This is a genomic window from Streptomyces sp. NPDC043896 (assembly GCF_056435605.1).
The window spans coordinates 232942-256507 of sequence record NZ_JBWKEE010000007.1 but is presented as its reverse complement, the minus strand read 5'-3'; the positions used below and the strand labels follow the sequence as shown (position 1 = coordinate 256507).

Here is a 23566-nt window from a genome sequence, read left to right as displayed (position 1 = left end):
GCTGAGCGAGATTATCGCCCATCGAGGGATCGGAGCAGGCCATGTCCCCCACCCCCGTCCGGACTTCCTTCCGCGCCGCCTACGACGCGGCCCTCGCCCGGTGGCCCGGGCCCGTCGAGGCCGTCGACGTGCCCACCCCCTACGGAGTCACCCGCGTCAACAGCTGCGGTCCGGTGGGCGGAGCGTCCGCGCCGCCGCTGGTGCTGCTGCCCGGGGGCGGGGCCACATCCACCGTGTGGGGGGCCTGCGTGGCGGCCGGGCTGGGGCGGGGGCGGCGGGTGCATGCCGTGGACCTGGTGGGGGAGCCCGGGCTCAGCGTGCCGGCGCCCGGGCGGGCGGTGCGCACCGTCGGGGACCTCACCGCCTGGTTCGACGCGCTGCTCGACGGCCTCGACGGCGTCAGCGGTCTCAGCGGTCTCAGCGGTCTCGGCGGTCTCGACGGCCTCAGCGGCCTCAGCGGCCTCGGCGGCCTCGGCGGCGGGCCCGTGACCCTGGCCGGGCACTCCTACGGGGCCTGGATCGCCGCCCACGCCGCCGCGCGGCGGCCCGAGCGGGTCGACCGGCTCGTCCTGCTCGACCCGACCCGGGTCTTCGCCGGGCTGCGTCCCGGCTACGTGCTGCGGGCGCTGCCGATGCTGGCGCGGCCGACCCCGGAGCGGATCCGCTCCTTCCTGGCCTGGGAGACCGGCGGGGCGGCGCTCGACCCCGCCTGGACGCGGCTCCAGGAGGAGACGGCCGCCTTCCCCACCGTGCGGCCGGTCACCGGCCCGCGCCCCGGCCCGGCCGGGCTCGGGGAGCTGCCGGTGGAGGTCCTCTTCGCGGGGCGGGCCCGCTGCCACGACCCCCGCCGGGCCGCCGACGCGGCGCGCCGGGCGCTGCCGGGCGCGCGGGTCGGCGTACTGGACGGGGTCTCGCACCACGCGCTGCCGCTGACGGCGGCCGCGCAGGTCGCCCGGCTCCTGGACCCGTCGGCCTGAAGGGCTCAGCCGGCGCTCGGCTTCGGCCCCTTCATGACCTTGCTGAGGGCCGCCAGCCCCTGCTCCTTCATGCCGCGCACGTAGTCCCAGCCGTTGTGGTCGCCGCCCTTGATCTCGTAGAGGTCGATCTTGATGGGCCCCTTGCCGTTCTCCAGCTGGAACTTCTCCAGCCGGTCCCGGCCGCCCTCCTTCGTCCCGTACTGGAAGTTGACGTACACCTCCGGGCCCTTCGACTGGATCAGCTTCTGGGCCAGCTTGCCGGGATCGTTCGCGTCCATCTCCGCCTTGTAGTTCTTCCACAGCGGGGAGTCGGGCGCGGTCTCGCCGCCGTTCGCGATCACGGCCCGGAACTTCTGCGGGTGCTGCAGGACCTGCTTGAGGCCGACGAAGGCGCCGGAGGAGTTGCCCATGAGGGCCCAGCCGTCACGGGACTTGTACGTGCGGAAGTTGGCCTTGGCCAGGTCGGGGACGTCCTCGGCGATCCAGGTGCCCATCTTGGCCTGGCCGGGTATGTCGGAGCCGTCGTAGTAGTACTTCGCGTCGGGGTTCAGGAGTGGCATGACCAGGATGTACGGCAGCCCCGTGCCCTTGGCCGAGGACTCCGCGATCGCCTTCTGGAGGCCCAGGTTCGGCATCGTCGCCCAGTAGTTGTCGGGGTAGCCGTTGCCGCCGGGGAGCGCGATCATCACCGGGAAGGCGCTCTTGGCGTACTTCGGGTCGTCGTACTCCTTCGGCGTCCACACCCAGACGTCGCCCTCGAAGCCGGACTTGGCTCCCTTGAGGCGGGTCTTGGATATTCGGGTGCCGTCGTCCAGCTTGGTCGTCTGCTTGAACTGCGCGGCGGGCCCGGTCGGCAGCGACACGTCCGAGTCGCCGGCGGGCGCGGCCGCGCCGCCGGAGCCCCCGTCCTTGCCCGGGGACTTGGGCTTGGCGTAGCTGACGTCCTCGCCGTTGCCGCTGAACCAGTCCGTCTTCCAGTAGGCCCAGCCGCCTCCGCCGGCGAGCAGCGCGGCGATCACGGCGGCGCCGATCCAGATCTTCGCCTTCGACCGCTTCGGCGGCTCGTGCCCGTCGTACCCGTCGTACCCGTCGTACCCGTCACCGGGGCCGGGGCCGGGGCCGTGCGGGTCGAACGGCGGCCGCCCGCAGTGCACGCACAGCTGCTGGGGCCGGGACCCGGGACCGGATCCGGGGCCGGGGTCGTGGCTCGTGGACGGGTGTCCGTACGACTGCCCGTACGGCTGACCGTACGGCGATGACTGCGGGTACTGCTGCTGCAACGAACTTCACTCCGAGCGGTCATGCTGCCCTGCGGGCAGTCGGCGGTATTCCCCTGTCAGTCCTGATGGGGGAATGCCCCGTCCGGTTGCAGAGCGGGCGACAATTGCCGTTTTCGTCCCTGTATGGTCGCTATCCGTGATCGGCGACCGTACGGGAAAGGGCCTCCCGGACGGCCTCCTCCGAGCGGGCGACCACGGCCGTGCCGTCCTCGGCGGTGATGATCGGGCGCTGGATCAGCTTCGGATGGGCGGCCAGGTGGGCGATCCAGCGGCCCCGCGCCTCGTCGGTCTCCTCGCGCGGCAGGTCCCGTACGCCGGTCTCCTTCGCCAGGGCGTCGGAGGTGCGGGTGATGTCCCACGGCTCCAGCCCGAGCCGGCCCAGAACCTCGCGGATCTCGTCCTCGGAGGGGACGTCCTCCAGGTAGCGGCGCACGGTGTACGCGGCGCCCTCCGCGTCCAGCAGGGTCAGCGCGCTCCGGCACTTCGAACAGGCGGGATTGATCCAGATCTCCATGCCCGCAAGCCTAGCCAGACTCCGTCCGGCCAGGGCTTTTGTCAGTGCCCGCCGGTAAAATCGAAGGAGCACGACAGGAAGCCAACTACCGTTTGGGAGGCTGTAGATGGCCGCTGCCGCGATCATTTCGATGCCCAAGAAGAAGCCGCTGCCGGCGGGCCTGCCCCGCGAGTGGTACGAGAACCACAACCGCCGCCTGAAGGCCATGCGGCTCGCCATCTCCCTGCTCGACTCGGGGACGTACGACGCGAAGCGCGCCACCAACCGCAAGATACGGACGATGGCGGTGCGCGTGGGGATCCACCGCCCGTCCAACCTCACCTGCCGGATGGTCCGCGCCTTCATCGTGGCGAACGCCGGCTGACGCGCACCGGGGCGGCAGCGGCCGGCCCCGTGCGGCGGCCGGCCGGCCCATGCGGCGGCCGCCCGGCCCGTGGGTCGGCCGGCCCCGTTCACGCCTCGTCGAAGGTGATCTCCTCGACCCGGCGGGTCATTCTCATGGTGTAGCCGTCGGTGACCTTCACGATGTGCTGCAGGCCGGTGACCTGGTCGGCCTTCCCCTGGAGGTAGTACCGGTCGCCGGCCCCCGCGAGGAAGGCGGGGAGGCATGCCAGGGGAGCGCCCTCCGGCCCGAAGCCCAGGTCCAGGTAGTCCTTCAGCCTGCGGAACAGCTTCGGGAGGATCACGGCCCCGTCGTCGGCGGTGAGCGAGGTGATGTCCGTGACCTTGAAGTCGTCGGTGGTCACGTCCTCGGCCCACACGCCCATCCTGGGTGTGGCGTTCCTCGCCTCCAGGGCGGCGACGGCCAGGGCCGTGCGCAGGTGGTCGGGGAAGCCGGTGTAGAAGGTCGGATAGGCCAGCCCCTGCTTGACCAGGTGGTGGTTGGCCGTCTTCTTCAGCTGTTCGACGTCGACGTCGATCTCGTACCCGTTGAAGGCCGGCGGGTTCCTGCGGCCGACCAGCGCCACGCACCGGCCGAAGAGGTCGGCGCCGCCGGTGAGGACGAAACCGGGCACGGACTCGGGGATGGTCGAGATGACGGTCTCCTCGTCGTCCCGGTGGAAGTCGGTGAAGCCGAGCTACGTGAGCAGCGCGTCGGCGGCCGCGTGGGCCAGGGGGAGGGGCTGGTGCTCCACGCCCGTCTCGTCGTTCCCGTAATGGGTCTCCAGCGCGTCCACGCCCTCCAGCCGGACGGACGCGCGGCCGTCGGCCTTCGGCAGGACCCGGTGGACGCCCCGCACGAGTCTCCAGTCCGCCACGTCGTCCGGGGTGAAGGCGATGGTGTCCCCGTCGGGCTGGAGGCCCTTCGCCCGGAAGTTCCCCTTGATGATCAGCATGGACATGATTGCTCCTACGGATCTCGTGAATCCAGTGACAGCAACAGCAGGGCCACGTCATCGCGAGGCCCGCCCCCGGAGAAGGCGGCGAGGTCCCGCCACACCGCCGGGACCAGGCCCGCCGGGTCGTTCGCCAGCACCGGCACGCGGACGGCCAGCGGGTAGAAGTTCCCGGCGGCGTCGCGCGCCTCCGTGACCCCGTCCGTGTGCGCGAGCAGCCGGTCGCCCGGCAGCAGCGGCAGCTCGGCCACCGTGGGCACGGCAGGCCCGGCGAGCCCCAGGCCCAGCGGAGGACCGGGCTCCGCGGCCACCTCCGTGACGGCGAAGCCCCGCAGCAGCAGCGCGGGCGGATGCCCGCACGAGACGACCCGTACGAGGTCCAGCCCGGCCGGGAACTCCAGCAGCAGCGCCGTCGCGAACAGCTCCGGGTGCGCCACGGAGTCCGCGGCCGCGTCCGCGGCCAGCCGCCGGTCCAGCCGGACGGCGACCGCCGCCAGCTCCGTGTCGTCCAGCACCGCCTCGCGGAACGCGCCGAGCAGCGAGGCCACCGTCGCGACGGCCGCCAGCCCGTGCCCCTGCACGTCCCCGACCACCGCCCGCACCCCGTACGGCCCGGCCCGGACGTCGAACAGGTCACCGCCGACCAGCGTGCCCCGCTGCGCGGCCCGGTACAGCCCCGCGCACCGCACCCGGCCGACCCGCTCGGGGACCGGCGGCAGCACCGCCAGCTGGGCGGCCTCGGCGACCGTCCGCACGCTGACCAGCTGGGCGTCCCGGCGCCTGCGCACCCAGGCGATGATCACGCTGAGCAGGCCGACGGTGGCCACGGTGGCCAGATCGCTGCCGCGGGCGTTCCCCACCCGCAGCTCGGGCACGCCGAGCAGCAGCAGCACGAGCGTGGCGAAGACGGCGGTGCCGGCGGGCCCGTAGGCGAAGGCGGCCACGGCGGGCAGGGCGGCCAGGAAGTAGGCCAGCTCCTGGGTGCGGGTGGTCCACTGGGTGAGGCAGAGCACGACCAGGGCCACCGCGGGCGCGATCCGGGCCCAGCGCGGTGGCGGTGCCCCTTGCAGCCGGCCGGGCTCCTCGCGTCGGGGTCTCACCCCTCCACCCTGGTACGGCGGCCCGGCGCGCGCACCCGGTGGCGCCGTCGGCCGGTGGTGCGCCGCCCGCCCCCCGCCCCCGCCCCTGCTCCCCGCCCCCCGCTCCCCGCCCTTGTCCCGCCCCCGCTCGCCGTCCGGCGGCTCCGCCCCCGGCCACCGCCGCCCCCGGACCCCCGCGCCGCCCCGAACGGCGGCGAGTCCGCATCCGGCCGCGTGCGGGCGGGGAGACTGGCCCCATGCGTATCGCCATCACAGGATCCTCCGGACTCATCGGCCAGGCCCTCGTGCGCTCCCTCCACGACGACGGCCACGACACCGTCCGCTTCGTGCGCCGCGACCCCGCCCGGCCGGGGGAGGCGCGGTGGGACCCCGCCGGCGGGTACGTCGACCCCGACGGGCTGCGGGGGTGTGACGCCGTCGTGCACCTGGCCGGGGCCGGGGTCGGGGACCACCGGTGGACGGACGCGTACAAGCGGGAGATCCGCGACAGCCGGGTGCTCGGGACCGCCGCCGTCTCCCGGGCCATGGCGGCGCTCGACGCCCCGCCGCCCGTGCTCGTCTGCGGTTCCGCCGTCGGGTACTACGGGGACACGGGGGAGCGGGCCGTCGACGAGAGCGCCCCCGCCGGCACCGGTTTCCTGCCCTCCGTGTGCGTCGAGTGGGAGGCCGCCGCCGCCCCGGCGGCCGAGGCCGGGATCAGGACCGCCTTCGCCCGCACCGGGCTGGTCGTGGCCGCCCGGGGCGGGGCCTGGGGGCGGATGTTCCCCCTCTTCCGGGCCGGTCTCGGCGGCCGGCTCGGCAGCGGCCGCCAGTACTGGTCGTACATCTCCCTGCACGACGAGGTCGCCGCCCTGCGGTTCCTCGTCGAGACTCCCGGACTGTCGGGCCCCTTCAACCTCACCGCCCCGCAGCCCCTGACCAACCGTGAGGTCACCGCCGCCATGGGACGCGTACTGCGCCGCCCGACGCCGTTCGCCGTGCCCGCCCCCGCCCTGCGCCTCGTGCTCGGCGAGCTCTCCCAGGACGTGCTCGGCAGTCAGCGGGCGCGCCCCGCCCGGCTGTTGGAGTCCGGGTTCGTCTTCACCCACCCCGGCCTGGAGGAGTCGATCAGGGCGGCCATCAACAAGTAAAGACGGGAGCAGGGGCGCGATCGTGTGCGACCGTTCGTGACCCGTGTGCGACCGCCGTGCGACCGGACTTGTGTGCAATCCCCCGCCGGACTCGGGTTCTCCTGGAGCCCGTTGGGGGAAGGAGCATCCCCACACAGCCGCGCCGACCTCGGGGAGGGGCACGTGCTCAGCAGCTCACACCATGCCGCACATCACGCGGACGTCGTCATCGTAGGAGCCGGAGTCTCAGGACTCGCGGCCGCGCACCACCTGATCGCGGCGGGGGTCACCGTCAGCGTCCTGGAGACCGCCGACGACCCCGGCGGCCGCATGGCCACCGAAACGGCCGACGGGTTCCGTCTCGACCGGGTCGGCCAGCTCCTCAACACCGCCTACACCGAACCGGCCCGCACCCCGGGCCTCACGGGCCTGAACCTGCGCCCCTTCGCACCCGGCGTCCTGGTGCACGGATCCGACGGCAGGCAGCAGCGGGCCGGGGCCCTCACCCCCGCCCGCGCCCTGGCCAGCGGCTCCCTCGACCAGGCCCGCTTCAGCGCCGCACTCGGCCGGCTCGCCGCGCTCCCGCCCGAGCGCCTGCTCGCCCGGCCCGAGCGCACCGCCCTCGCCGCCCTCGGCTCCCGGGGCCTGCCCCCGCGCACCGTCACCGGCGTCCTGCGCCCCCTGCTGTCCGCCCTGCTCCGCGACCCGGAGCTCACCACCTCCAGCCGCGTCGCCGACCTGGCGCTGCGCACCTTCGCCAGAGGCCGCCTCGCCGTGCCGGAAGGCGGCGCCGCCACCCTGCCCGGACTGCTCGCGGCGGCCCTGCCGCCCGGCACCGTCCGCACCGGCATCCGGGTCCGGTCGGTGGCGACGAACCTCGTCACCACCGAGGAACACGGGGACTTCGGCTGCCGAGCCGTGCTCCTCGCCACCGGCGCCCGGGCCGCCGCCGAACTCCTCCCGGGACTCAGGGTGCCCGCCTTCCACCAGGTCACGGTCATCCACCACGCGACCCCCGAAACCCTGCCCTGGGACGGCTCGCTGCTGCTGGACGCCGACCCCAAGTGGCCCGTCGCCCACACCACCGTGATGAGCGCGGTCGACCCCACCCGGGCGCCGGCCGGCCGCAGCCTGGTCACCACCACCGTGCACGGCCCGCCACCGCCCGCCCGGACGGTCGCCTCCCGGCTGGCCCGGCTGTACGAGACCTCCACCCGGGACTGGGAGCTCCTGGCCGTCCACCACACCCCGGAGGCCGTCCCCGCGATGCCCCCGCCGCACGACCGGCAGCGGCCCGTACGGGTCCTGGCCGGGCTCTACGTCTGCGGCGACCACCGCGACTCCAACACCGTCCAGGGCGCCCTGCACTCCGCCCGCCGCGCCGCCACCGCGCTGCTGCGCGACTTCGGGATCCCGCTCCCGGCCCAGCCGGAGCCGGCCCTCCCGGCGGCGGCCTGAGCCCGCGCCCGACGGGCCCGGTCCCCGCGCGGGGCCGGGCCCACCCGCGTCAGGACAGCGCCGACACCCGGTCCCGGTACGTCCGCACCGCGGCGGCGTCCCGGTACGGTTCGAGCCGGCGCTCGAAGTCCCGTACGTACTCCACCGCGCGCACCGACCGCATCTCCATCGCCTGCTGCGCGGCCTCCGCGCCCAGCGCGCACGCCTGGTCCAGCTCGCCCAGCCCCAGCCGCGCCGTCGCCAGCACCACCCGGCAGAACAGCCGCGAGCGCGCGAACCCCGGCGCACGCAGCTGGAGCGAACGCTCCGCGTGCTGGGCCGAGGCCCGGTACTGCTGGAGGTCGCGGTGGCAGTGCCCGAACTCGTCCGCCAGCTGCCCCTCGTCGAACAGCCGCGCCCAGTGCGGTACGTCGTCCCCCGGCCGGGCCGCGCCCAGCGCCCGCTCGGCCCGCACCAGCGAGGCCGTCGCCGCCCGCACCTCGCCCAGCACCGCGTGCCCCCGCGCCTCCGACGCGTGCAGCAGCGACTGCACCACCGGCGGCGGGCCCGAGCCCACGCCCTGCTGGGCGACCCGGGCCAGCTGCACCGCCTCCCGCCCGTGCCCCAGGTAGACCGCCTGGCGGCTCATGGTGATCAGCACGTACGACCCGTACGGCCGGTCGCCGGCGGCCTGCGCCAGCCGCAGCGCCTGGACGAAGTACCGCTGGGCCAGCCCGTGCGCGGCGATGTCGTACGAGGTCCAGCCGGCGAGCCGGGTGAGGTCCGCGGCGGCGGCGAACAGCCGGCGCCCGGTGGTCTCCCCGTAGGTGCCGCGCAGCATCGGCTCGGCCTCGTGCTCCAGGTACCGCACCAGGGCCTGCCGGGCGTGGCCGCCGCCGTAGGTGTGGTCCAGGGTCCGGAACAGCTCGCTCACCGACCGCAGCGCCGCGATGTCCCCGCTGGTCACCCGCTGCCCGGGGCCGCGGTCGATCTGCCGCTGGCGGGGGACGGAGGTACGGCCCTGGGTGGGCACCCGGTGCGCCGCGGGGTCGGCGCCGCGCCCGACGCGTTCGTCGGCCCGGCCGATGAGCCAGTCCCGGCTGGGCACCACCAGCCCGGCCGGGGTGAAGGCGATCTTGCGGAGCTCGGCGTGCGAGCCGGAGTCCTTGCGCCACAGCCCGCTCGCGATGTCCACGGCCTCCTCCGGGGTGGCCGCGAACTCCAGCCCGGCGTACACGGGGGCGCACGCGTCCAGGCCCAGATCCTGCGCCGACAGCCGCCGCCCGAGGCGCCGGGTGAAGACCTCCGCGATCAGCGCCGGCGTGGTGCCGCGGGGCTGCTGGCCGCGCAGCCAGCGGGTCACGGATGTTTTGTCGTACCGCAGGTCCAGTCCGTGTTCCAGGCCGAGCTGGTCGACACGGCGGGCGAGCCCGGCGTTGGAGAACCCGGCTTCCGCGATCAGTGCCGCGAGCTGCCGGTTGGGGACACGCTGGGCGGGTCGTTCGGTCATCGGCTCCACGGTTTCCGTACGTGACGGACCGGGGTCCCGGCCCTGTGAACGGCGTGAATGTAGCGGCCAACTCCGCTCACACCGCCCTCTCTGCCCCACATTCATCCGATCGTGTGCAGAATGGGTAGGGCTCTTTACGGACCGACCCACTCGGTCCGCGTACTCTGCGCCACATGAACCGCCGTCCCCACGGGGCGTACCTCCCCGATCCGTCCGCGGAATCCACCGCCCCGCTGCCCGCCCCCGAGCTCACGGAGGCGGAGTGCCGCCGCTGCGGCACGCTCATCGCGGGACTCGACGGGCGCTACGCGTGCGGGGTGTGCGGCTGGGTCAACGACCACTCCGAGGGCCACCGCAGGCTGCCGCGGGCCGACGAGGACCCGGACCGGCCGCGCGCGGGCCGCCGCCGCCCCCGGCAGCTGCCGGCCGTGCCGCCGGAGCTCCCGGCCGGGCCCGTACCGGGGCCGGTCCCGGGGGCCTGAGGGGCCGCGCGCGGGTCGCCGTACCCTTGACCGGAGTGCGATGGGTGCACACAGCAGGTTCAACGAGGAGGCGCTGCGGTGACTGAGCTTCGGTTTGTCCATCTGGGCTTCGGGCCGGAATCCGTCGAGTACACCGAGGCCTGGGAAGAGCAGCGCCGGGTGCACGCCGCCCGCTTCGCGGACGAGATCGACGACACCTGCCTGATGGTGGAACACGAGCCCGTCTACACGGCCGGCCGGCGCACCGACCCCAGCGAGCGTCCCCTGGACGGGACCCCGGTCATCGACGTGGACCGCGGCGGCAAGATCACCTGGCACGGCCCGGGCCAGCTGGTCGGCTACCCGATCATGAAGCTGCCCCGCCCGGTCGACGTGGTCGCCCACGTCCGCCGTCTGGAGGACGCCCTCATCCGCACCGCCGCCGACTTCGGCCTGGAGACCACCCGGGTCGAGGGCCGCTCCGGTGTCTGGGTGCTCGGCGACCCGGTGGAGGAGCGCCCGAAGATCGGCGGCCTCTCCCTGGACTTCGACCCCCGCATAGGCGACGACGAGTTCGACGCCCGCCTCAACGGCCCCGAGTACGCCCCGTCCAACGCCGGCCAGCGCCGCGAGGACCGCAAGCTCGCCGCGATCGGCATCCGCGTCGCCAAGGGCGTCACGATGCACGGCTTCTCCCTCAACGTGAACCCGGACAGCACCTGGTTCGACCGGATCATCCCCTGCGGGATCCGGGACGCCGGTGTGACCTCGCTCTCGTACGAACTGGGCCGCGACATCACCATCGCGGAAGTCCTGCCGGTCGTCGAACGGCACCTGAAGGACGTGCTGGAGAACGCCGAGCTGCGCCCGCGCGAGATCGAAGCCGCCGGGGCCTGACGGGCCCGGGGAATGCGTCCGACCTCCCCCCGGTTGGCCGGACGTAAGAGCGTACGAATTACGGGCGTACCCTGGTGGGCGCCGAAGAATCGAAGTCACAGGGAGCCGGTCGTGTCCGCAGTCGCACCCGACGGACGCAAGATGCTGCGCCTGGAGGTCCGCAACAGCCAGACCCCCATCGAGCGCAAGCCCGAGTGGATCAAGACCCGGGCGAAGATGGGTCCCGAGTACACGAAGATGCAGAACCTCGTGAAGGGCGAGGGGCTGCACACCGTGTGCCAGGAAGCCGGCTGTCCGAACATCTACGAGTGCTGGGAAGACCGCGAGGCCACGTTCCTCATCGGCGGCGACCAGTGCACCCGGCGCTGTGACTTCTGCCAGATCGACACGGGCAAGCCCGAGGCGCTGGACCGGGACGAGCCGCGCCGCGTCGGCGAGTCCGTCGTCACCATGGACCTGAACTACGCCACCATCACCGGCGTCGCCCGCGACGACCTGGCCGACGGCGGCGCCTGGCTGTACGCGGAGACCGTGCGCCAGATCCACCGGCAGACGGCCGGCCGCGAGGGCGGCCACACCAAGGTCGAGCTGCTGGCCCCCGACTTCAACGCGGTCCCGGAGCTGCTGGAGGAGGTCTTCGCCTCCCGCCCCGAGGTCTTCGCGCACAACGTCGAGACCGTGCCCCGGATCTTCAAGCGGATCCGCCCCGGCTTCCGCTACGAGCGCTCGCTCGACGTGATCCGGCAGGCCCGCGCCTACGGCCTCGTCACCAAGTCCAACCTGATCCTGGGCATGGGCGAGGAGCGCGAGGAGGTCTCGGAGGCGCTGAAGGAGCTGCACGCGGCCGGCTGCGAGCTCATCACCATCACCCAGTACCTGCGCCCCTCGCCGCGGCACCACCCCGTGGAGCGCTGGGTGAAGCCGGCCGAGTTCGTCGAGCTGGCCAAGGAGGCCGAGGAGATCGGCTTCTCGGGCGTGATGTCCGGCCCGCTGGTCCGGTCCTCGTACCGGGCGGGCCGCCTCTACACCCAGGCGATGGAGAAGCGCGGCTCGACCGGGGGCGCGGAGCAGCACGCCGCCGTCTGATCCGGCCGTCGGCTGACTCTGTGTGCGTGTGAAGTCACGCACAATGCCTACCAATCGGTAACACGCATCGACGCGGCCCCTAGGCTCTTTTCGTGTGGAGAGCCCGGCGGGTCGCGTCTGTGTTTGCAACGTGTCCATCACATTTGACCGACCGGTCACGCCCTGGTAACACCAGTCAGTGACGCTGGATCCACGCACCGCACACGCCATCGATGCGAGCAGCGAGAGTAGGGGTCGACATCATGCAGGCCGCGCCAGTCCGCGCCATCGCCATCCCGTCCTTCAGTGAGGCCTTCCGCGGCCTGGAATCGCTGCTCATGAGCGGTGCGCGGCGCAACGCGTGGACCGCCGTCCTGGAGGACCGCCGCCGGGCGAAGGACCGCGTGGAAACCGAGCACGTACTCGAGGCCGCGGCGACCCGGACCCCGCAGGACACGTAAACTTCGCCTTATGGCGAGGAAGTCAAACGCAGAGACTGCTGCGAACCCCGGGCGAATGAAGCAGATCGCCCTGACGTACAAGATGACGCGCAAGGCCGACCCGAAGGTCGGTCTGATCGTCGCGGGCGTGGGAATCGTCACCTTCGGTGTCTTCCTTGCGATCGGCTTCCTGATCGGCCACCCGGTCTACCTGGGCATCCTGGGCTTCCTGGTGGCGTTCCTCGCGATGGCGATCGTCTTCGGGCGGCGTGCCGAGCGGGCTGCCTTCGGGCAGATGGAGGGGCAGCCGGGCGCTGCCGCGGCCGTCCTGGACAACGTGGGACGGGGCTGGACGACCACCCCGGCCATCGCGATGAACCGCAACCAGGACATCGTCCACCGGGCCGTCGGCAAGGCGGGCGTGGTCCTCATCGCGGAGGGCAACCCGAACCGGGTCAAGACCCTGCTCGCGGCCGAGAAGAAGAAGCTCGCGCGGATCATGCCCGACGTCCCGGTCCACGACTTCATCGTGGGCACCGGCGAGGGCGAGGTGCCGCTCAAGAAGGTCCGTACGACGCTGCTGAAGCTGCCGCGCGTCCTGTCCGGCCCGCAGATCACCCAGGTCAACGACAAGCTCCGGGCCATGGGCGACCTCATGAGCAACATGCCCGTCCCGAAGGGCCCGATGCCCAAGGGCATGCGCATGCCGCGCGGCGGAAAGATGCGCTGACCCTCCTCGTACACGCACAGGGGCGCCCCCGAGCCGGCCGGCTTCGGGGGCGCCCCTGTGCGTACCGGCGGTGCCGTACCGGAGGTGCGTACCGGCGGGCGTGCCGACGGTGCGCGCCGTGTGTATACGAGCCGCGCGTACGCGTGGTACCCCACGGCGGTGGTGTACCGGTCGATCCGGACTCGCGGGAGGCCGGCGCGGCCGGATCCGGACGGGCCGGATCCGGTCCCTGCCGGGCGCCGCGGTGGCGCCGCAGCGCTAGATCCGGACCTGCACCGCGCCCGCGAGGCGGTCGTGGAGTCCGCGGCCGTCGCGGTCCCAGACCAGCGCCGGGATGACGAGGGCCAGCAGCACGGTGCGCAGCAGTACGCGGAGGACGCCGAGGCGGCCCCCGTTCTGCCCGATCACCCGGAGGCCGAACATCCGCTTGCCGGGGGTGAAGCCCACGGTGCCCACGGTCAGCAGGGTCAGGGACAGGAAGAGCGCCAGCGTCCAGTTGCCCGCCGCGGCGAGGTCGCCGTGGGTGATGAGCCCGTACGCGATCAGCTGGCAGCCGATCCAGTCGACGGCGACGGCGCCGAGCCGGCGTCCGAAACGGGCCGCGGAGCCGGGGCCCGACTGGGGCAGGCCGAGACGCTGGCCCGGATACCCGAAGTCGACGCCCATTTCCTCGGCGGCCGCGCGGGGGCCGGAGAGCCAGGATCCGATTGCTTGCCTGTTGTCCACTCCACCACGGTACCGGTGGTCCTCCACGGCACCTGGACCGGACCCTGGTTAACTTGTGCGAAACAAATGGGTCATGCTTGGGAAATCCCGTCTGCTTATGGTCGGGTCAGCGTGCGGCACCGCACTGACGCACCACGAGCTATAAAGCCCGTCCCTGCCCCGGGACCGGGAGTAGGAGGAGTTGGATGTTCAAGAACGCCGACGAAGTGAAGCAGTACATCGAGGAGAACGACGTCAAGTTCGTCGACGTCCGCTTCTGCGACCTGCCTGGTGTGATGCAGCACTTCACCATTCCGGCGCGAGCGTTCGACCCGGCGGAGGAGCTCGCCTTCGACGGTTCCTCGATCCGCGGCTTCCAGGCGATCCACGAGTCCGACATGGCGCTGCGTGCCGACATCAGCACCGCGCGTCTGGACCCGTTCCGCAAGGACAAGACGCTCAACATCAACTTCTTCATCCACGACCCGATCACGGGTGAGGCGTACAGCCGCGACCCGCGCAACATCGCCAAGAAGGCCGAGGCCTACCTCGCCTCCACCGGCATCGCCGACACCGCGTTCTTCGGCCCCGAGGCCGAGTTCTACGTGTTCGACAGCGTGCGCTTCGCCACCTCGGCGAACGAGGGCTTCTACCACATCGACTCCGAGGCCGGCGCCTGGAACACCGGTTCCGAGGAGAACAACCGCGGCTACAAGGTCCGCTACAAGGGCGGTTACTTCCCGGTCGCCCCGGTCGACCACTTCGCCGACCTGCGCGCCGAGATCTCCCTTGAGCTGGACGCCCAGGGCCTCCAGGTCGAGCGCCAGCACCACGAGGTCGGCACCGGCGGCCAGGCCGAGATCAACTACAAGTTCAACACGCTGCTCGCCGCGGCCGACGACCTGATGCTCTTCAAGTACATCGTGAAGAACGTCGCCTGGCGCAACGGCAAGACCGCGACCTTCATGCCGAAGCCGATCTTCGGTGACAACGGTTCGGGCATGCACGTCCACCAGTCGCTGTGGCAGGGCGGCGAGCCGCTCTTCTACGACGAGGCCGGCTACGCGGGCCTGTCGGACACCGCCCGCTACTACATCGGCGGCATCCTGAAGCACGCCCCGTCGCTGCTGGCCTTCACCAACCCGACGGTGAACTCGTACCACCGCCTGGTGCCGGGCTTCGAGGCGCCGGTCAACATGGTGTACTCGCAGCGCAACCGCTCCGCCGCCATGCGCATCCCGATCACGGGCTCGAACCCGAAGGCCAAGCGCGTCGAGTTCCGCGCGCCGGACCCGTCCTCGAACCCGTACCTCGCCTTCGCGGCGCTGCTGCTCGCGGGCCTCGACGGCATCAAGAACAAGATCGAGCCGATGGAGCCGATCGACAAGGACCTCTACGAGCTCTCGCCCGACGAGCACGCGAGCGTCCCGCAGGTCCCGACCAGCCTCGAGGACGTCCTCAAGGCCCTGGAGGAGGACCACGAGTACCTCCTCGCCGGCGGTGTCTTCACCCCGGACCTCATCGAGACCTGGATCGACTACAAGCGCACGAACGAGATCGCCCCGATCGCGCAGCGTCCGCACCCGCACGAGTTCGAGCTCTACTTCGACCTGTAAGAAGCCCAGGTCAGCGTAGGCGGGAAAGGCCCCCGCCGCTCTCTTCCGGAGAGCGGCGGGGGCCTTCTGCTTTTGACAGTCCGCTCCGCCCGGGTAACGGTGGATACCAGTAAAAGCCCGATAAGCCAGACATGTTCGGAGGTGCATGAAGATGCGCCGTAGGATCGTTGGAGCCGTCGTCGCCGGGGCCGCCGGACTCGCCCTGGGTCTGCTGCCGGTCACGAACGCCTCCGCCCACGACGGTGGCTGGGACTCGCGCTCGGACTACCGCCACTCCCACAACTGGGACGACGACTGCGGTGGGTACGGCGGTGGGAACGGTCGCTGGAACGACCACGACCACGGCTGGTACGACGACGACCGGGGCCGCTGGGACAATGCCGGCTGGCACGGCCACGGCGGCTGGCACGACGACTGGGGCGGCTGGCGCTGACCCTCGCACCTGACGCACCCCCCTCCGGTGCCCCTGTTCCGCGGTTCAGCGGAGCAGGGGCATCGCGCCGGTCAGCTCCCGCAGGGCGCGGACGGCGAGGTCCGCCGGGGAACCGGGGCCCGAGACCGGGCCGTCGCCGGTGGACCACAGCTCCAGGGAGACCCGGATCGCGTCCGTGGCGGCCGCCGCGAGCAGACGTACGGACAGCGGGTCCGCCTCCGGGCCCGCCAGCCGGGCCACCACCGGGACCAGCCGCTCCTCCGAGTCCTGGTTCACCCGGTACCAGACCGCCCGCAGGGCCTCGTCCGAGGCGGCCGCGCGGAGCAGGCCGCGGGTGACCTCCAGCCCCTCCTCGACGGTCCGGGAATCACTCAGCGAGCGGGTCACCGCCCGCTCCAGGGCCTCCGCGAGGGGAGTGCCGGGGTGCTCCTCGGCGAGCAGGGCGCGCCAGGCCTCACCGCCGCCCGCGAGCAGCGGGGCCACGGCCTCCTGCTTGTTGCGGAAGTAGCGGTAGAAGGTCCGCAGCGCGACTCCCGCGCGGTGGGCGATGTCCTCGGCGGTGGTGCCGTCGGGGCCGTTCGCGGCGAAGAGCTCGCACGCGGCGCGGGCGATGTCCATCTGCGTGGCCGCCTTGCGCCGCTCGGTCAGCGACTGGGTTCCGGGGCCGCTCTGGGGGGAGTACGGGCGGGGAGATCTCACGGGTGAAGACTACGCCAGCACTAGCCGAAGAATGCATTCCATGCCAGTCTGGCAAAGCGTGTCACGCTCTCGGTACGCTCGCCCCATGAACCGTTACGAAGGACGTCGCGTCCTCATCACCGGCGCCGGATCGGGCATCGGCCAGGCCACCGTCCACCGCATTCTCTCCGAGGGCGGCCGCGTCCACGCCGTCGACGTGAACGAGTCCGGCCTGAAGGCCACCGCCGAACAGGCCGCCGCCGCAGGCCACGCCGGCCGGCTCACCACCGCCGTCCTCGACATATCCGACGAGGCCGCCGTCAAGACGGGCGTCGCCGCCGCCGTCGACGCCCTCGGCGGCAGCGGCGTCGATGTACTGGTCAACGCGGCGGGCATCCTGCGCTCCGCGCACACCCACCAGACCACGCTCGACCTCTGGAACCAGGTGATCTCGGTCAACCTGACCGGCACCTTCCTGATGATCCGCGAGTCGCTCCCCGCCCTGCTGGCCGGCGAGCAGCCCGTCGTCGTCAACTTCAGCTCGACCTCGGCGAGCTTCGCCCACCCCTACATGTCCGCCTACGCGGCCAGCAAGGGCGGCATCCAGTCCATGACGCACGCCCTCGCCGCCGAATACAGCAAGCAGGGCCTGCGCTTCGTCTCCGTGGCCCCCGGCTCCATCGAGAGCGGCATGACCACCGGCACCGGCCCCGGCCTGCCCGAGGACACCGACTGGAGCCTGTTCGCCAAGCTCGCCCCCGCCATCGGCCAGGGCTTCGCCGGCCCGCAGACCGTCGCCGGCGTCGTCGCCATGCTCGGCTCCGAGGACGGCGCCTTCATCACCGGCACCGAGATCCGGATCGACGGCGGCACGCACTACTAGGGCCTGTCGTCAAACTGCCGTCGTCGCCCGGAGGGCGGCCCCGCGGCGTCTGGTGCGTGCTCTCGGCGTGCCGGGCGGGAGCCCTCGTACTGGACGTACTCGGGCTTCCGCCCGGTGCGGCGAGAGCGCGTGCAAGGCGTCGCGGGGCAGACGGAAGTTTGACGACAGGCCCTAGGGCCGGAACCGCTCCCAGAGCCGGGGGAAGCGCTCCGCCAGCACGGCTTCGTTCTCGAAGTCCAGCGGGGTGCCCTCCGGCTCCTCCGGCTGCAACGGGATCCCCAGGTCCGGCGCCACCGTCCCGGTGAGCTGCTCGTACGCCTCGTCGGCCGCGTACCCCAGCTCCTCGCCGTCCCCGTCGACCTCCTCGTCGAACTCGCCCAGCAGCTCCGCCAGCCGGTCCGGATCGTGCACCCCGCCCTCGAACACCTCCCGGCCCTGCCCGATCAGCCAGCACCGGAAGAAGTCGAACGCGTCGTCGCTCGCCCCGTCCAGCAGCACCCACGCCGCGCCCCACAGGTCCCAGGTGTACGCCCGGTTGTAGCGGGACTCGAAATGCCGCGCGAAGTCCAGCACGGAGTCGGGGTCGAGCTGGGCCAGCCGCTCCACGAGCAGCTCGGCATGCTCCTCGGGGTCGCCCTCGGCGGCCTCGCGGGTACGGTCGACGATCTCCCAGAACTCCGTCTCGTCCATCACCGCTCCAGCATCACGGGTGCGTCCCCGGGCCGCCACCGCTCATACGGCCAAAGGCCGGTGCCCGACCCCCCTTGGGGGTGGACACCGGCCTTCGGCGCCTTACACGCTCCGGACGCGGACGGCTCAGAGGCCGTAGCGCTCCCGGGCCTCCTTGACGGCGGACGCCGGGACCTCGCCGCGGCGGGCGAGCTGGGCCAGCGCGGCCACGGTGATCGACTGCGCGTCGACGCCGAAGTGGCGGCGGGCGCCCTCACGGGTGTCGGACAGACCGAAGCCGTCCGTGCCCAGCGAGGTGTAGTCCTGCGGGACCCACTGGCTGATCTGGTCCGGGACCTGGCGCATCCAGTCGGAGACCGCCAGGACCGGGCCCGGGGCACCCTCCAGCACGCGGGTCACGTACGGGGTGCGCTCCTCGCCGCGCAGCAGCGCCTCGTCGCACTCCAGCGCGTCGCGGCGCAGCTCGCCCCACGAGGTGGCGGACCACACGTCGGCGGCCACGTTCCAGTCGGCGGCCAGCAGCTTCTGCGCCTCCAGCACCCAGTGGATCGCCGTACCCGAGGCCATCAGCTGGATCTTCGGGGCGTCGGCGGCCGGGGCGGCCTCCAGGGCGGCGGCCGTGTTGAAGCGGTACAGGCCCTTGAGGATGCCCTCCTCCACGCCCTCGGGCATGGCCGGCTGGACCTTCGGCTCGTTGTAGACCGTCAGGTAGTAGAAGACGTCTTCCGGCTGCTCGCCGTACATCCGCCGCAGACCGTCCTTGACGATCACCGCGATCTCGTACGCGAACGCCGGGTCGTAGTTCAGCGACGCCGGGTTCGTGGACGCGATCAGGTGCGAGTGGCCGTCCGCGTGCTGGAGGCCCTCACCGGTCAGCGTGGTGCGGCCGGCGGTGGCGCCGACGATGAAGCCCTTGCCGAGCTGGTCGGCGAGCTGCCACATCTGGTCGGCGGTGCGCTGCCAGCCGAACATCGAGTAGAAGATGTAGAAGGGGATCATCGGCTCGCCGTGCGTCGCGTACGACGTGCAGGCGGCGATGAAGTCGGCCATGGCGCCGGCCTCGGTGATCCCCTCGTTGAGGATCTGGCCGTCCTTGGCCTCCTTGTAGTACATCAGCTGGTCGCGGTCGACCGGCTCGTACGTCTGGCCCAGCGGCGAGTAGATGCCGGCCGACGGGAAGAGCGACTCCATACCGAAGGTACGGGCCTCGTCGGGGACGATCGGCACCCAGCGCTTGCCGGTCTCCTTGTCCCGCATCAGGTCCTTGACGAGGCGGACGAAGGCCATGGTGGTGGCCATCTCCTGCTTGCCGGAACCCTTGATCAGCGGGGCGAAGGAGCGGTCGGCCGGCGCGGGCAGGGCCACGTGGTGGACCTTGCGGGCCGGGGCGGGCCCGCCGAGGGCCGCGCGGCGCTCGTTCAGGTACCGGACCTCGGGGCTGTTCGCGCCCGGGTGGCCGTACGGGACCTTGCCGTCGGCGAAGGCGCTGTCCGGGATCGGGAGGCCAAGGAGGTCACGCATGTCCTTGAACTCGTCGATCGTCAGCTTCTTCATCTGGTGGTTCGCGTTCTTCGACTCGAACCCGGCGCCCAGCGTGTAGCCCTTGACGGTCTGCGCGAGGATGACCGTCGGAGCGCCCTTGTGCTCCAGGGCGGCCTTGTACGCGGCGTAGACCTTGCGGGGCTCGTGGCCGCCGCGGGAGGTGTGGAAGCACTCGGCGATCTTCGCGTCGGAGAGCAGGGCGCCCAGGGCGGCGAGCTCGGCGTTGGCGCCGAAGAAGTGCTGGCGGATGTAGGCCACGTCGCGGGTCGCGTACGTCTGGAACTGCGCGTCGGGTACCTCGCGCAGGCGGCGTACCAGGGCGCCCGTGGTGTCGAGCTGGAACAGCTCGTCCCAGGCGCTGCCCCACAGGGTCTTGATGACGTTCCAGCCGGCGCCGCGGAACTGGGCCTCCAGCTCCTGGACCACGCGGAAGTTCGCGCGGACCGGGCCGTCGAGGCGCTGCAGGTTGCAGTTGATGACGAAGGTCAGGTTGTCGAGCTGCTCGCGGGAGGCCAGGGCCAGGGCGGCGGTCGACTCGGGCTCGTCCATCTCGCCGTCGCCGAGGAAGGCCCAGACGTGCGAGTTGGAGGTGTCCTTGATCTTGCGGTTCTCCAGGTAGCGGTTGAAGCGCGCCTGGTAGATCGCGGAGAGCGGGCCGAGGCCCATGGAGACCGTGGGGAACTCCCACAGCCACGGCAGGCGCCGCGGGTGCGGGTAGGAGGGCAGGCCGTTGCCGCCGGACTCCTGGCGGAAGTTGTCGAGCTGCTGCTCGGAGACGCGCCCGTCGAGGAAGGCGCGGGCGTAGATGCCGGGGGAGGCGTGGCCCTGGATGTAGAGCTGGTCGCCCGATCCGTCGGCCTCCTTCCCGCGGAAGAAGTGCTGGAAGCCGGTCTCGTACAGCCACGCGGCGGAGGCGAAGGTGGCGATGTGGCCGCCGACGCCGTACTTCGAGCCGCGGGTCACCATGGCGGCCGCGTTCCAGCGGTTCCAGGCGGTGATCCTGGCTTCCATCTCCTCGTCACCGGGGAAGGCCGGCTCGGCGGAGGTGGGGATGGTGTTGACGTAGTCCGTCTCCAGCAGCTTCGGCAGGGCGAGGCCGGCGGCCTCGGCGTGCTGGAGGGTGCGGCGGAGCAGGTATTCGGCGCGGCGCGTACCGGCGGCCTTGGCGACGGCGTCGAGGGAGGCCGCCCATTCGGCGGTCTCCTCGGTGTCGCGGTCCGGGAGCTGGTCGAGCTCGCTCGGAAGCTTTCCTACGGGGTCGGACATCGGTGTGCGCCGCCTTCCGGACAAAGGAGAGGAGGTGGTGAAGAAAACCCTGACGGGCAGGACAGGGTCGATGGACCCGGGTGGGGCCCGCAGTGACTGTAAATCCCTGATCGATGATCGATCAAATAAAAGTGACGAATAATCGACGCTGTGACGAAAGTCGGCACCCGGTGCCATGAACCCAGGCACGCGGTGCCTGTTTCATCAGTACAGGCCAAGCCGCTGGCGATCCCCTGGAGGATCGCTCAAAACCGCAGGTCAGACGCTACGCGGTGCGCATCCCAGAACATGCCGCTTCACCAGCACGCCGATGTCCGGGTCCTGGCTGCGGAACGCGGCGACGAGCGCCTCGTGCTCCTCCGCGTAGGACTTCTGGACGGTTCCCAGCCACCTGATGGACAAGGCGGTGAAGACCTCGATGCCCAGGCTCTCCCAGGTGTGCAGCAGCACGCTGTTCCCGGCCGCCCGCACCATCTCCCGGTGGAAGCCCACCGTGTGCCGCACCTGCGCCGTGCCGTCCTGGACGCGGTCGGCCTCCCACAGGGCCGCCACGTGCGGCTCCAGCGCCGAACAGTCGGCCGCCAGCCTCGGGGCGGCCAGCTCGGCCGCGATCTGCTCCAGGCCGGCCCGCACCGGGTAGATCTCCTCCAGGTCCGCCGCGGAGAGGTTCCGCACACGGACACCCTTGTTCGGCGCCGACTCGATCAGCCGCAGCGTCTCCAGCTCCCGCAGCGCCTCGCGCACGGGCGTCTGGCTGACCTCCAGCTCGACGGCGATCCGCCGCTCGACGATCCGCTCACCGGGCTTCCAGCGGCCGCTGACGATCCCCTCCACGATGTGCTCGCGGATCTGCTCGCGCAGCGAGTGCACGACGGGTGGGGTGATCATCGGGGTTCAACTCCTGTGTGTGCGGACACGCGGGGCCTGATGCCTAGACAATAAGGCCGCCGTGGCCTGCTGCGATGCGTTCGCGCTGAGGGACGCAGGGTGAGGCTCGTTACAACGACGGCGCCCCCGCCCGGACGAATCCGGACGGGGGCGCCGCAAGCGACGGCCGGGGCCGTGCGCAGGGCCTTACAGGCCGAGCTCGACCTCGAACTCGCCGGCCTCCAGGATCGCCTTGACGGCGGTGAGGTACCGGGCCGCGTCCGCGCCGTCCACCAGGCGGTGGTCGTAGGACAGGGTCAGGTACGTCATGTCGCGGACGCCGATGACGGTGCCCTCCTCGGTCTCGATGACCACGGGGCGCTTGACCGTGGCACCGATGCCCAGGATCGCGACCTGGTTCGGCGGGACGATCACCGTGTCGAACAGCGCACCGCGCGAACCGGTGTTGCTGATGGTGAAGGTCGCGCCGGACAGCTCGTCCGGGGTGATCTTGTTGCCGCGGACCTTGGCGGCCAGGTCGGCGGTGGCCTTGGAGATGCCCGCCAGGTTGAGGTCACCGGCACCCTTGATGACCGGGGTCATCAGGCCCTTCTCGGAGTCCACGGCGATGCCGATGTTCTCCGAGTCGAAGTAGGTGATGGTGCCCTCGTCGTCGTTGATCCGGGCGTTGACGACCGCGTGGGCCTTCAGCGCCTGGGCAGCGGCCTTGACGAAGAACGGCATCGGGGACAGCTTGACGCCCTCACGGGCGAGGAAGCCGGCCTTGGCCTTCTCGCGCAGCTTCATGATCTTGGTGATGTCCACCTCGACCACGGAGCTGAGCTGCGCCTGCGAGTGCAGGGCCTTCATCATGTTGTCGCCGATGACCTTGCGCATGCGGGTCATCTTGACCGTCTGACCGCGCAGCTCGGACACCGCGGCCGGAGCCTTGGCGGCGGCCGGGGCGGCGGCCGGAGCCGGGGCGGCAGCGGCGGCCTTGGCGGCCTCGGCGGCGGCCAGGACGTCCTGCTTGCGGATACGGCCACCGACACCGGTGCCCGTCACCGTGGACAGGTTGACGCCGGACTCCGAGGCGAGCTTGCGCACCAGCGGGGTCACGTACGCGCCCTCGTCGCCGGAGATGGCGGCGGGAGCGGCGGCCGGGGCGGCCGGAGCCGGAGCGGCGACGGGGGCCGGGGCGGCCGCGGGGGCGGCGACCGGAGCCGGAGCGGCCACCGGAGCGGCCGGGGCGGCCGGAGCCGGGGCGGCGGCGGCCGGGGCGGCCACGACCGGAGCCGGAGCGGCGGCCGGAGCGGCCGGGGCGGCCGGAGCCGGGGCGGCCGGGGCGGCCGGAGCCGGAGCGGCGGCGGCCGGAGCAGCGCCCGCGACACCGATGACGGCCAGACGGGCGCCGACCTCGGCGGTCTCGTCCTCGCCGACCAGGATCTCCAGCAGGGTGCCGGAAACCGGCGCGGGGATCTCGGTGTCGACCTTGTCCGTGGAGACCTCGAGCAGCGGCTCGTCGGCCTCGACGGACTCGCCGACCTCCTTCAGCCAGCGGGTGACGGTGCCCTCGGTGACCGACTCGCCCAGCGCGGGCAGCACGACGTCGGTGCCGGAGGCGGCGCCCGCCGGAGCGGCGGCCGGGGCAGCCGGGGTCTCGGCCGGTGCGGGGGCGGCCGGGGCCTCGGCGGCGGGGGCCGGAGCGGCCGGAGCCGCGGGGGCCTCGGCGGCGGCCGGGGCGGCAGCGGCGGCCGGGGCGCCGGAGCCGTCGTCGATGACGGCCAGCTCGGCGCCGACCTCGACGGTCTCGTCCTCGGCGACCTTGATGGAGGCCAGGATGCCGGAGACGGGGGAGGGGATCTCGGTGTCGACCTTGTCGGTCGAGACCTCGAGCAGCGGCTCGTCGGCCTCGACGCGCTCGCCCTCGGCCTTGAGCCAACGGGTGACAGTGCCCTCGGTGACGCTCTCGCCGAGCGCCGGAAGGGTTACGGAAACCGACATGGTTTCAGTTGCTCCTAACGAAAGT

General features: G+C 72.2%; 24 protein-coding genes. 12 read left to right on the top strand and 12 right to left on the bottom strand.

Features of this window, described 5'->3' with window-relative positions; all coding sequences use genetic code 11:
* The first annotated feature begins 41 nt into the window (after positions 1-41).
* On the top strand, positions 42-977 hold the full coding sequence (locus AC069X_RS13025; RefSeq protein WP_478727991.1) for an alpha/beta fold hydrolase: 936 nt from the start codon (positions 42-44) through the stop codon (positions 975-977).
* A 5-nt stretch (positions 978-982) separates the two neighbouring features.
* Here AC069X_RS13025 and AC069X_RS13020 read toward each other — a convergent pair whose 3' ends face one another.
* Positions 983-2257: an alpha/beta hydrolase gene (locus AC069X_RS13020; protein ID WP_478727989.1), complete on the bottom strand. Its 1275-nt coding sequence runs from the start codon at positions 2255-2257 to the stop codon at positions 983-985.
* A 130-nt stretch (positions 2258-2387) separates the two neighbouring features.
* On the bottom strand, positions 2388-2771 hold the full coding sequence (locus AC069X_RS13015) for an ArsC/Spx/MgsR family protein (RefSeq protein WP_478727987.1): 384 nt from the start codon (positions 2769-2771) through the stop codon (positions 2388-2390).
* A 106-nt stretch (positions 2772-2877) separates the two neighbouring features.
* Here AC069X_RS13015 and AC069X_RS13010 point away from each other — a divergent pair, with 106 nt between their 5' ends.
* On the top strand, positions 2878-3135 hold the full coding sequence (locus tag AC069X_RS13010; protein WP_478727985.1) for a hypothetical protein: 258 nt from the start codon (positions 2878-2880) through the stop codon (positions 3133-3135).
* 88 nt (positions 3136-3223) lie between these two features.
* On the opposite strand, the gene AC069X_RS13005 is transcribed toward AC069X_RS13010, so the two are convergent.
* The 3 genes from AC069X_RS13005 to AC069X_RS12995 all read right to left on the bottom strand — a co-directional run bounded on the left by AC069X_RS13005 (position 3224) and on the right by AC069X_RS12995 (position 5208).
* Entirely contained in the window at positions 3224-3787 is a 564-nt protein-coding gene (locus AC069X_RS13005; RefSeq protein WP_478727983.1) for a hypothetical protein, read from the bottom strand.
* 63 nt (positions 3788-3850) lie between these two features.
* Positions 3851-4114 (bottom strand): hypothetical protein, encoded by a 264-nt coding sequence (locus AC069X_RS13000; RefSeq protein ID WP_478727981.1) that lies wholly within the window; start codon positions 4112-4114, stop codon positions 3851-3853.
* An 8-nt stretch (positions 4115-4122) separates the two neighbouring features.
* The gene (locus AC069X_RS12995) at positions 4123-5208 is read right to left on the bottom strand and encodes a PP2C family protein-serine/threonine phosphatase (protein WP_478727979.1); all 1086 of its coding nucleotides are present in this window, start codon (positions 5206-5208) and stop codon (positions 4123-4125) included.
* A gap of 236 nt (positions 5209-5444) precedes the next feature.
* Here AC069X_RS12995 and AC069X_RS12990 point away from each other — a divergent pair, with 236 nt between their 5' ends.
* Together AC069X_RS12990 and AC069X_RS12985 are read left to right on the top strand one after the other, a co-directional pair.
* On the top strand, positions 5445-6338 hold the full coding sequence (locus AC069X_RS12990; protein ID WP_478727977.1) for a TIGR01777 family oxidoreductase: 894 nt from the start codon (positions 5445-5447) through the stop codon (positions 6336-6338).
* A 162-nt stretch (positions 6339-6500) separates the two neighbouring features.
* Positions 6501-7775: an FAD-dependent oxidoreductase gene (locus tag AC069X_RS12985; RefSeq protein ID WP_478727975.1), complete on the top strand. Its 1275-nt coding sequence runs from the start codon at positions 6501-6503 to the stop codon at positions 7773-7775.
* A 49-nt stretch (positions 7776-7824) separates the two neighbouring features.
* Here the strand turns inward: AC069X_RS12985 and AC069X_RS12980 are convergent, their stop codons facing one another.
* Entirely contained in the window at positions 7825-9264 is a 1440-nt protein-coding gene (locus AC069X_RS12980) for an NsdA family TPR-like regulatory protein (RefSeq protein ID WP_125595524.1), read from the bottom strand.
* A 173-nt stretch (positions 9265-9437) separates the two neighbouring features.
* Here AC069X_RS12980 and AC069X_RS12975 point away from each other — a divergent pair, with 173 nt between their 5' ends.
* The 5 genes from AC069X_RS12975 (at position 9438) to AC069X_RS12955 (ending at position 12857) form a co-directional block, all read left to right on the top strand.
* Positions 9438-9746 carry a hypothetical protein gene (locus AC069X_RS12975; RefSeq protein ID WP_478727973.1) on the top strand — a complete coding sequence of 103 codons (309 nt, stop codon included), beginning with the start codon at positions 9438-9440 and terminating at the stop codon, positions 9744-9746.
* A gap of 78 nt (positions 9747-9824) precedes the next feature.
* Complete coding sequence (lipB, locus tag AC069X_RS12970) at positions 9825-10622, top strand: lipoyl(octanoyl) transferase LipB (protein WP_478727971.1); 798 nt, start codon at positions 9825-9827, stop codon at positions 10620-10622.
* Between the two features lie 111 nt (positions 10623-10733).
* Positions 10734-11708 carry a lipoyl synthase gene (gene lipA / locus AC069X_RS12965; protein ID WP_478727970.1) on the top strand — a complete coding sequence of 325 codons (975 nt, stop codon included), beginning with the start codon at positions 10734-10736 and terminating at the stop codon, positions 11706-11708.
* A gap of 242 nt (positions 11709-11950) precedes the next feature.
* Positions 11951-12148: an SCO2195 family GlnR-regulated protein gene (locus tag AC069X_RS12960; RefSeq protein WP_267035224.1), complete on the top strand. Its 198-nt coding sequence runs from the start codon at positions 11951-11953 to the stop codon at positions 12146-12148.
* A 10-nt stretch (positions 12149-12158) separates the two neighbouring features.
* Positions 12159-12857, top strand: coding sequence for a DUF4191 domain-containing protein (locus tag AC069X_RS12955; protein ID WP_478727968.1), 699 nt, complete (start codon positions 12159-12161; stop codon positions 12855-12857).
* 258 nt (positions 12858-13115) lie between these two features.
* On the opposite strand, the gene AC069X_RS12950 is transcribed toward AC069X_RS12955, so the two are convergent.
* The gene (locus AC069X_RS12950; protein WP_478727967.1) at positions 13116-13583 is read right to left on the bottom strand and encodes an RDD family protein; all 468 of its coding nucleotides are present in this window, start codon (positions 13581-13583) and stop codon (positions 13116-13118) included.
* 185 nt (positions 13584-13768) lie between these two features.
* Here AC069X_RS12950 and glnA point away from each other — a divergent pair, with 185 nt between their 5' ends.
* Both glnA and AC069X_RS12940 read left to right on the top strand, forming a co-directional pair.
* The gene (glnA, locus tag AC069X_RS12945; RefSeq protein ID WP_478727966.1) at positions 13769-15178 is read left to right on the top strand and encodes a type I glutamate--ammonia ligase; all 1410 of its coding nucleotides are present in this window, start codon (positions 13769-13771) and stop codon (positions 15176-15178) included.
* Positions 15179-15329: 151 nt separating this feature from the next.
* Positions 15330-15611 (top strand): hypothetical protein, encoded by a 282-nt coding sequence (locus AC069X_RS12940; protein ID WP_478727964.1) that lies wholly within the window; start codon positions 15330-15332, stop codon positions 15609-15611.
* Between the two features lie 45 nt (positions 15612-15656).
* Here AC069X_RS12940 and AC069X_RS12935 read toward each other — a convergent pair whose 3' ends face one another.
* Positions 15657-16310: a TetR/AcrR family transcriptional regulator gene (locus AC069X_RS12935; RefSeq protein ID WP_478727962.1), complete on the bottom strand. Its 654-nt coding sequence runs from the start codon at positions 16308-16310 to the stop codon at positions 15657-15659.
* A gap of 85 nt (positions 16311-16395) precedes the next feature.
* On the opposite strand from AC069X_RS12935, the gene AC069X_RS12930 reads away from it, so the two are divergent.
* On the top strand, positions 16396-17172 hold the full coding sequence (locus tag AC069X_RS12930) for an SDR family NAD(P)-dependent oxidoreductase (RefSeq protein ID WP_478727960.1): 777 nt from the start codon (positions 16396-16398) through the stop codon (positions 17170-17172).
* 171 nt (positions 17173-17343) lie between these two features.
* On the opposite strand, the gene AC069X_RS12925 is transcribed toward AC069X_RS12930, so the two are convergent.
* From AC069X_RS12925 to sucB, 4 genes are all read right to left on the bottom strand, one after another.
* Positions 17344-17862: a DUF4240 domain-containing protein gene (locus AC069X_RS12925; RefSeq protein WP_478727959.1), complete on the bottom strand. Its 519-nt coding sequence runs from the start codon at positions 17860-17862 to the stop codon at positions 17344-17346.
* 126 nt (positions 17863-17988) lie between these two features.
* Positions 17989-20670: a pyruvate dehydrogenase (acetyl-transferring), homodimeric type gene (gene aceE / locus AC069X_RS12920; protein WP_478727957.1), complete on the bottom strand. Its 2682-nt coding sequence runs from the start codon at positions 20668-20670 to the stop codon at positions 17989-17991.
* Between the two features lie 258 nt (positions 20671-20928).
* Positions 20929-21555 (bottom strand): GntR family transcriptional regulator, encoded by a 627-nt coding sequence (locus AC069X_RS12915; RefSeq protein ID WP_478728191.1) that lies wholly within the window; start codon positions 21553-21555, stop codon positions 20929-20931.
* Between the two features lie 189 nt (positions 21556-21744).
* On the bottom strand, positions 21745-23541 hold the full coding sequence (sucB, locus tag AC069X_RS12910; RefSeq protein WP_478727955.1) for a 2-oxoglutarate dehydrogenase, E2 component, dihydrolipoamide succinyltransferase: 1797 nt from the start codon (positions 23539-23541) through the stop codon (positions 21745-21747).
* Positions 23542-23566 lie beyond the last annotated feature (25 nt).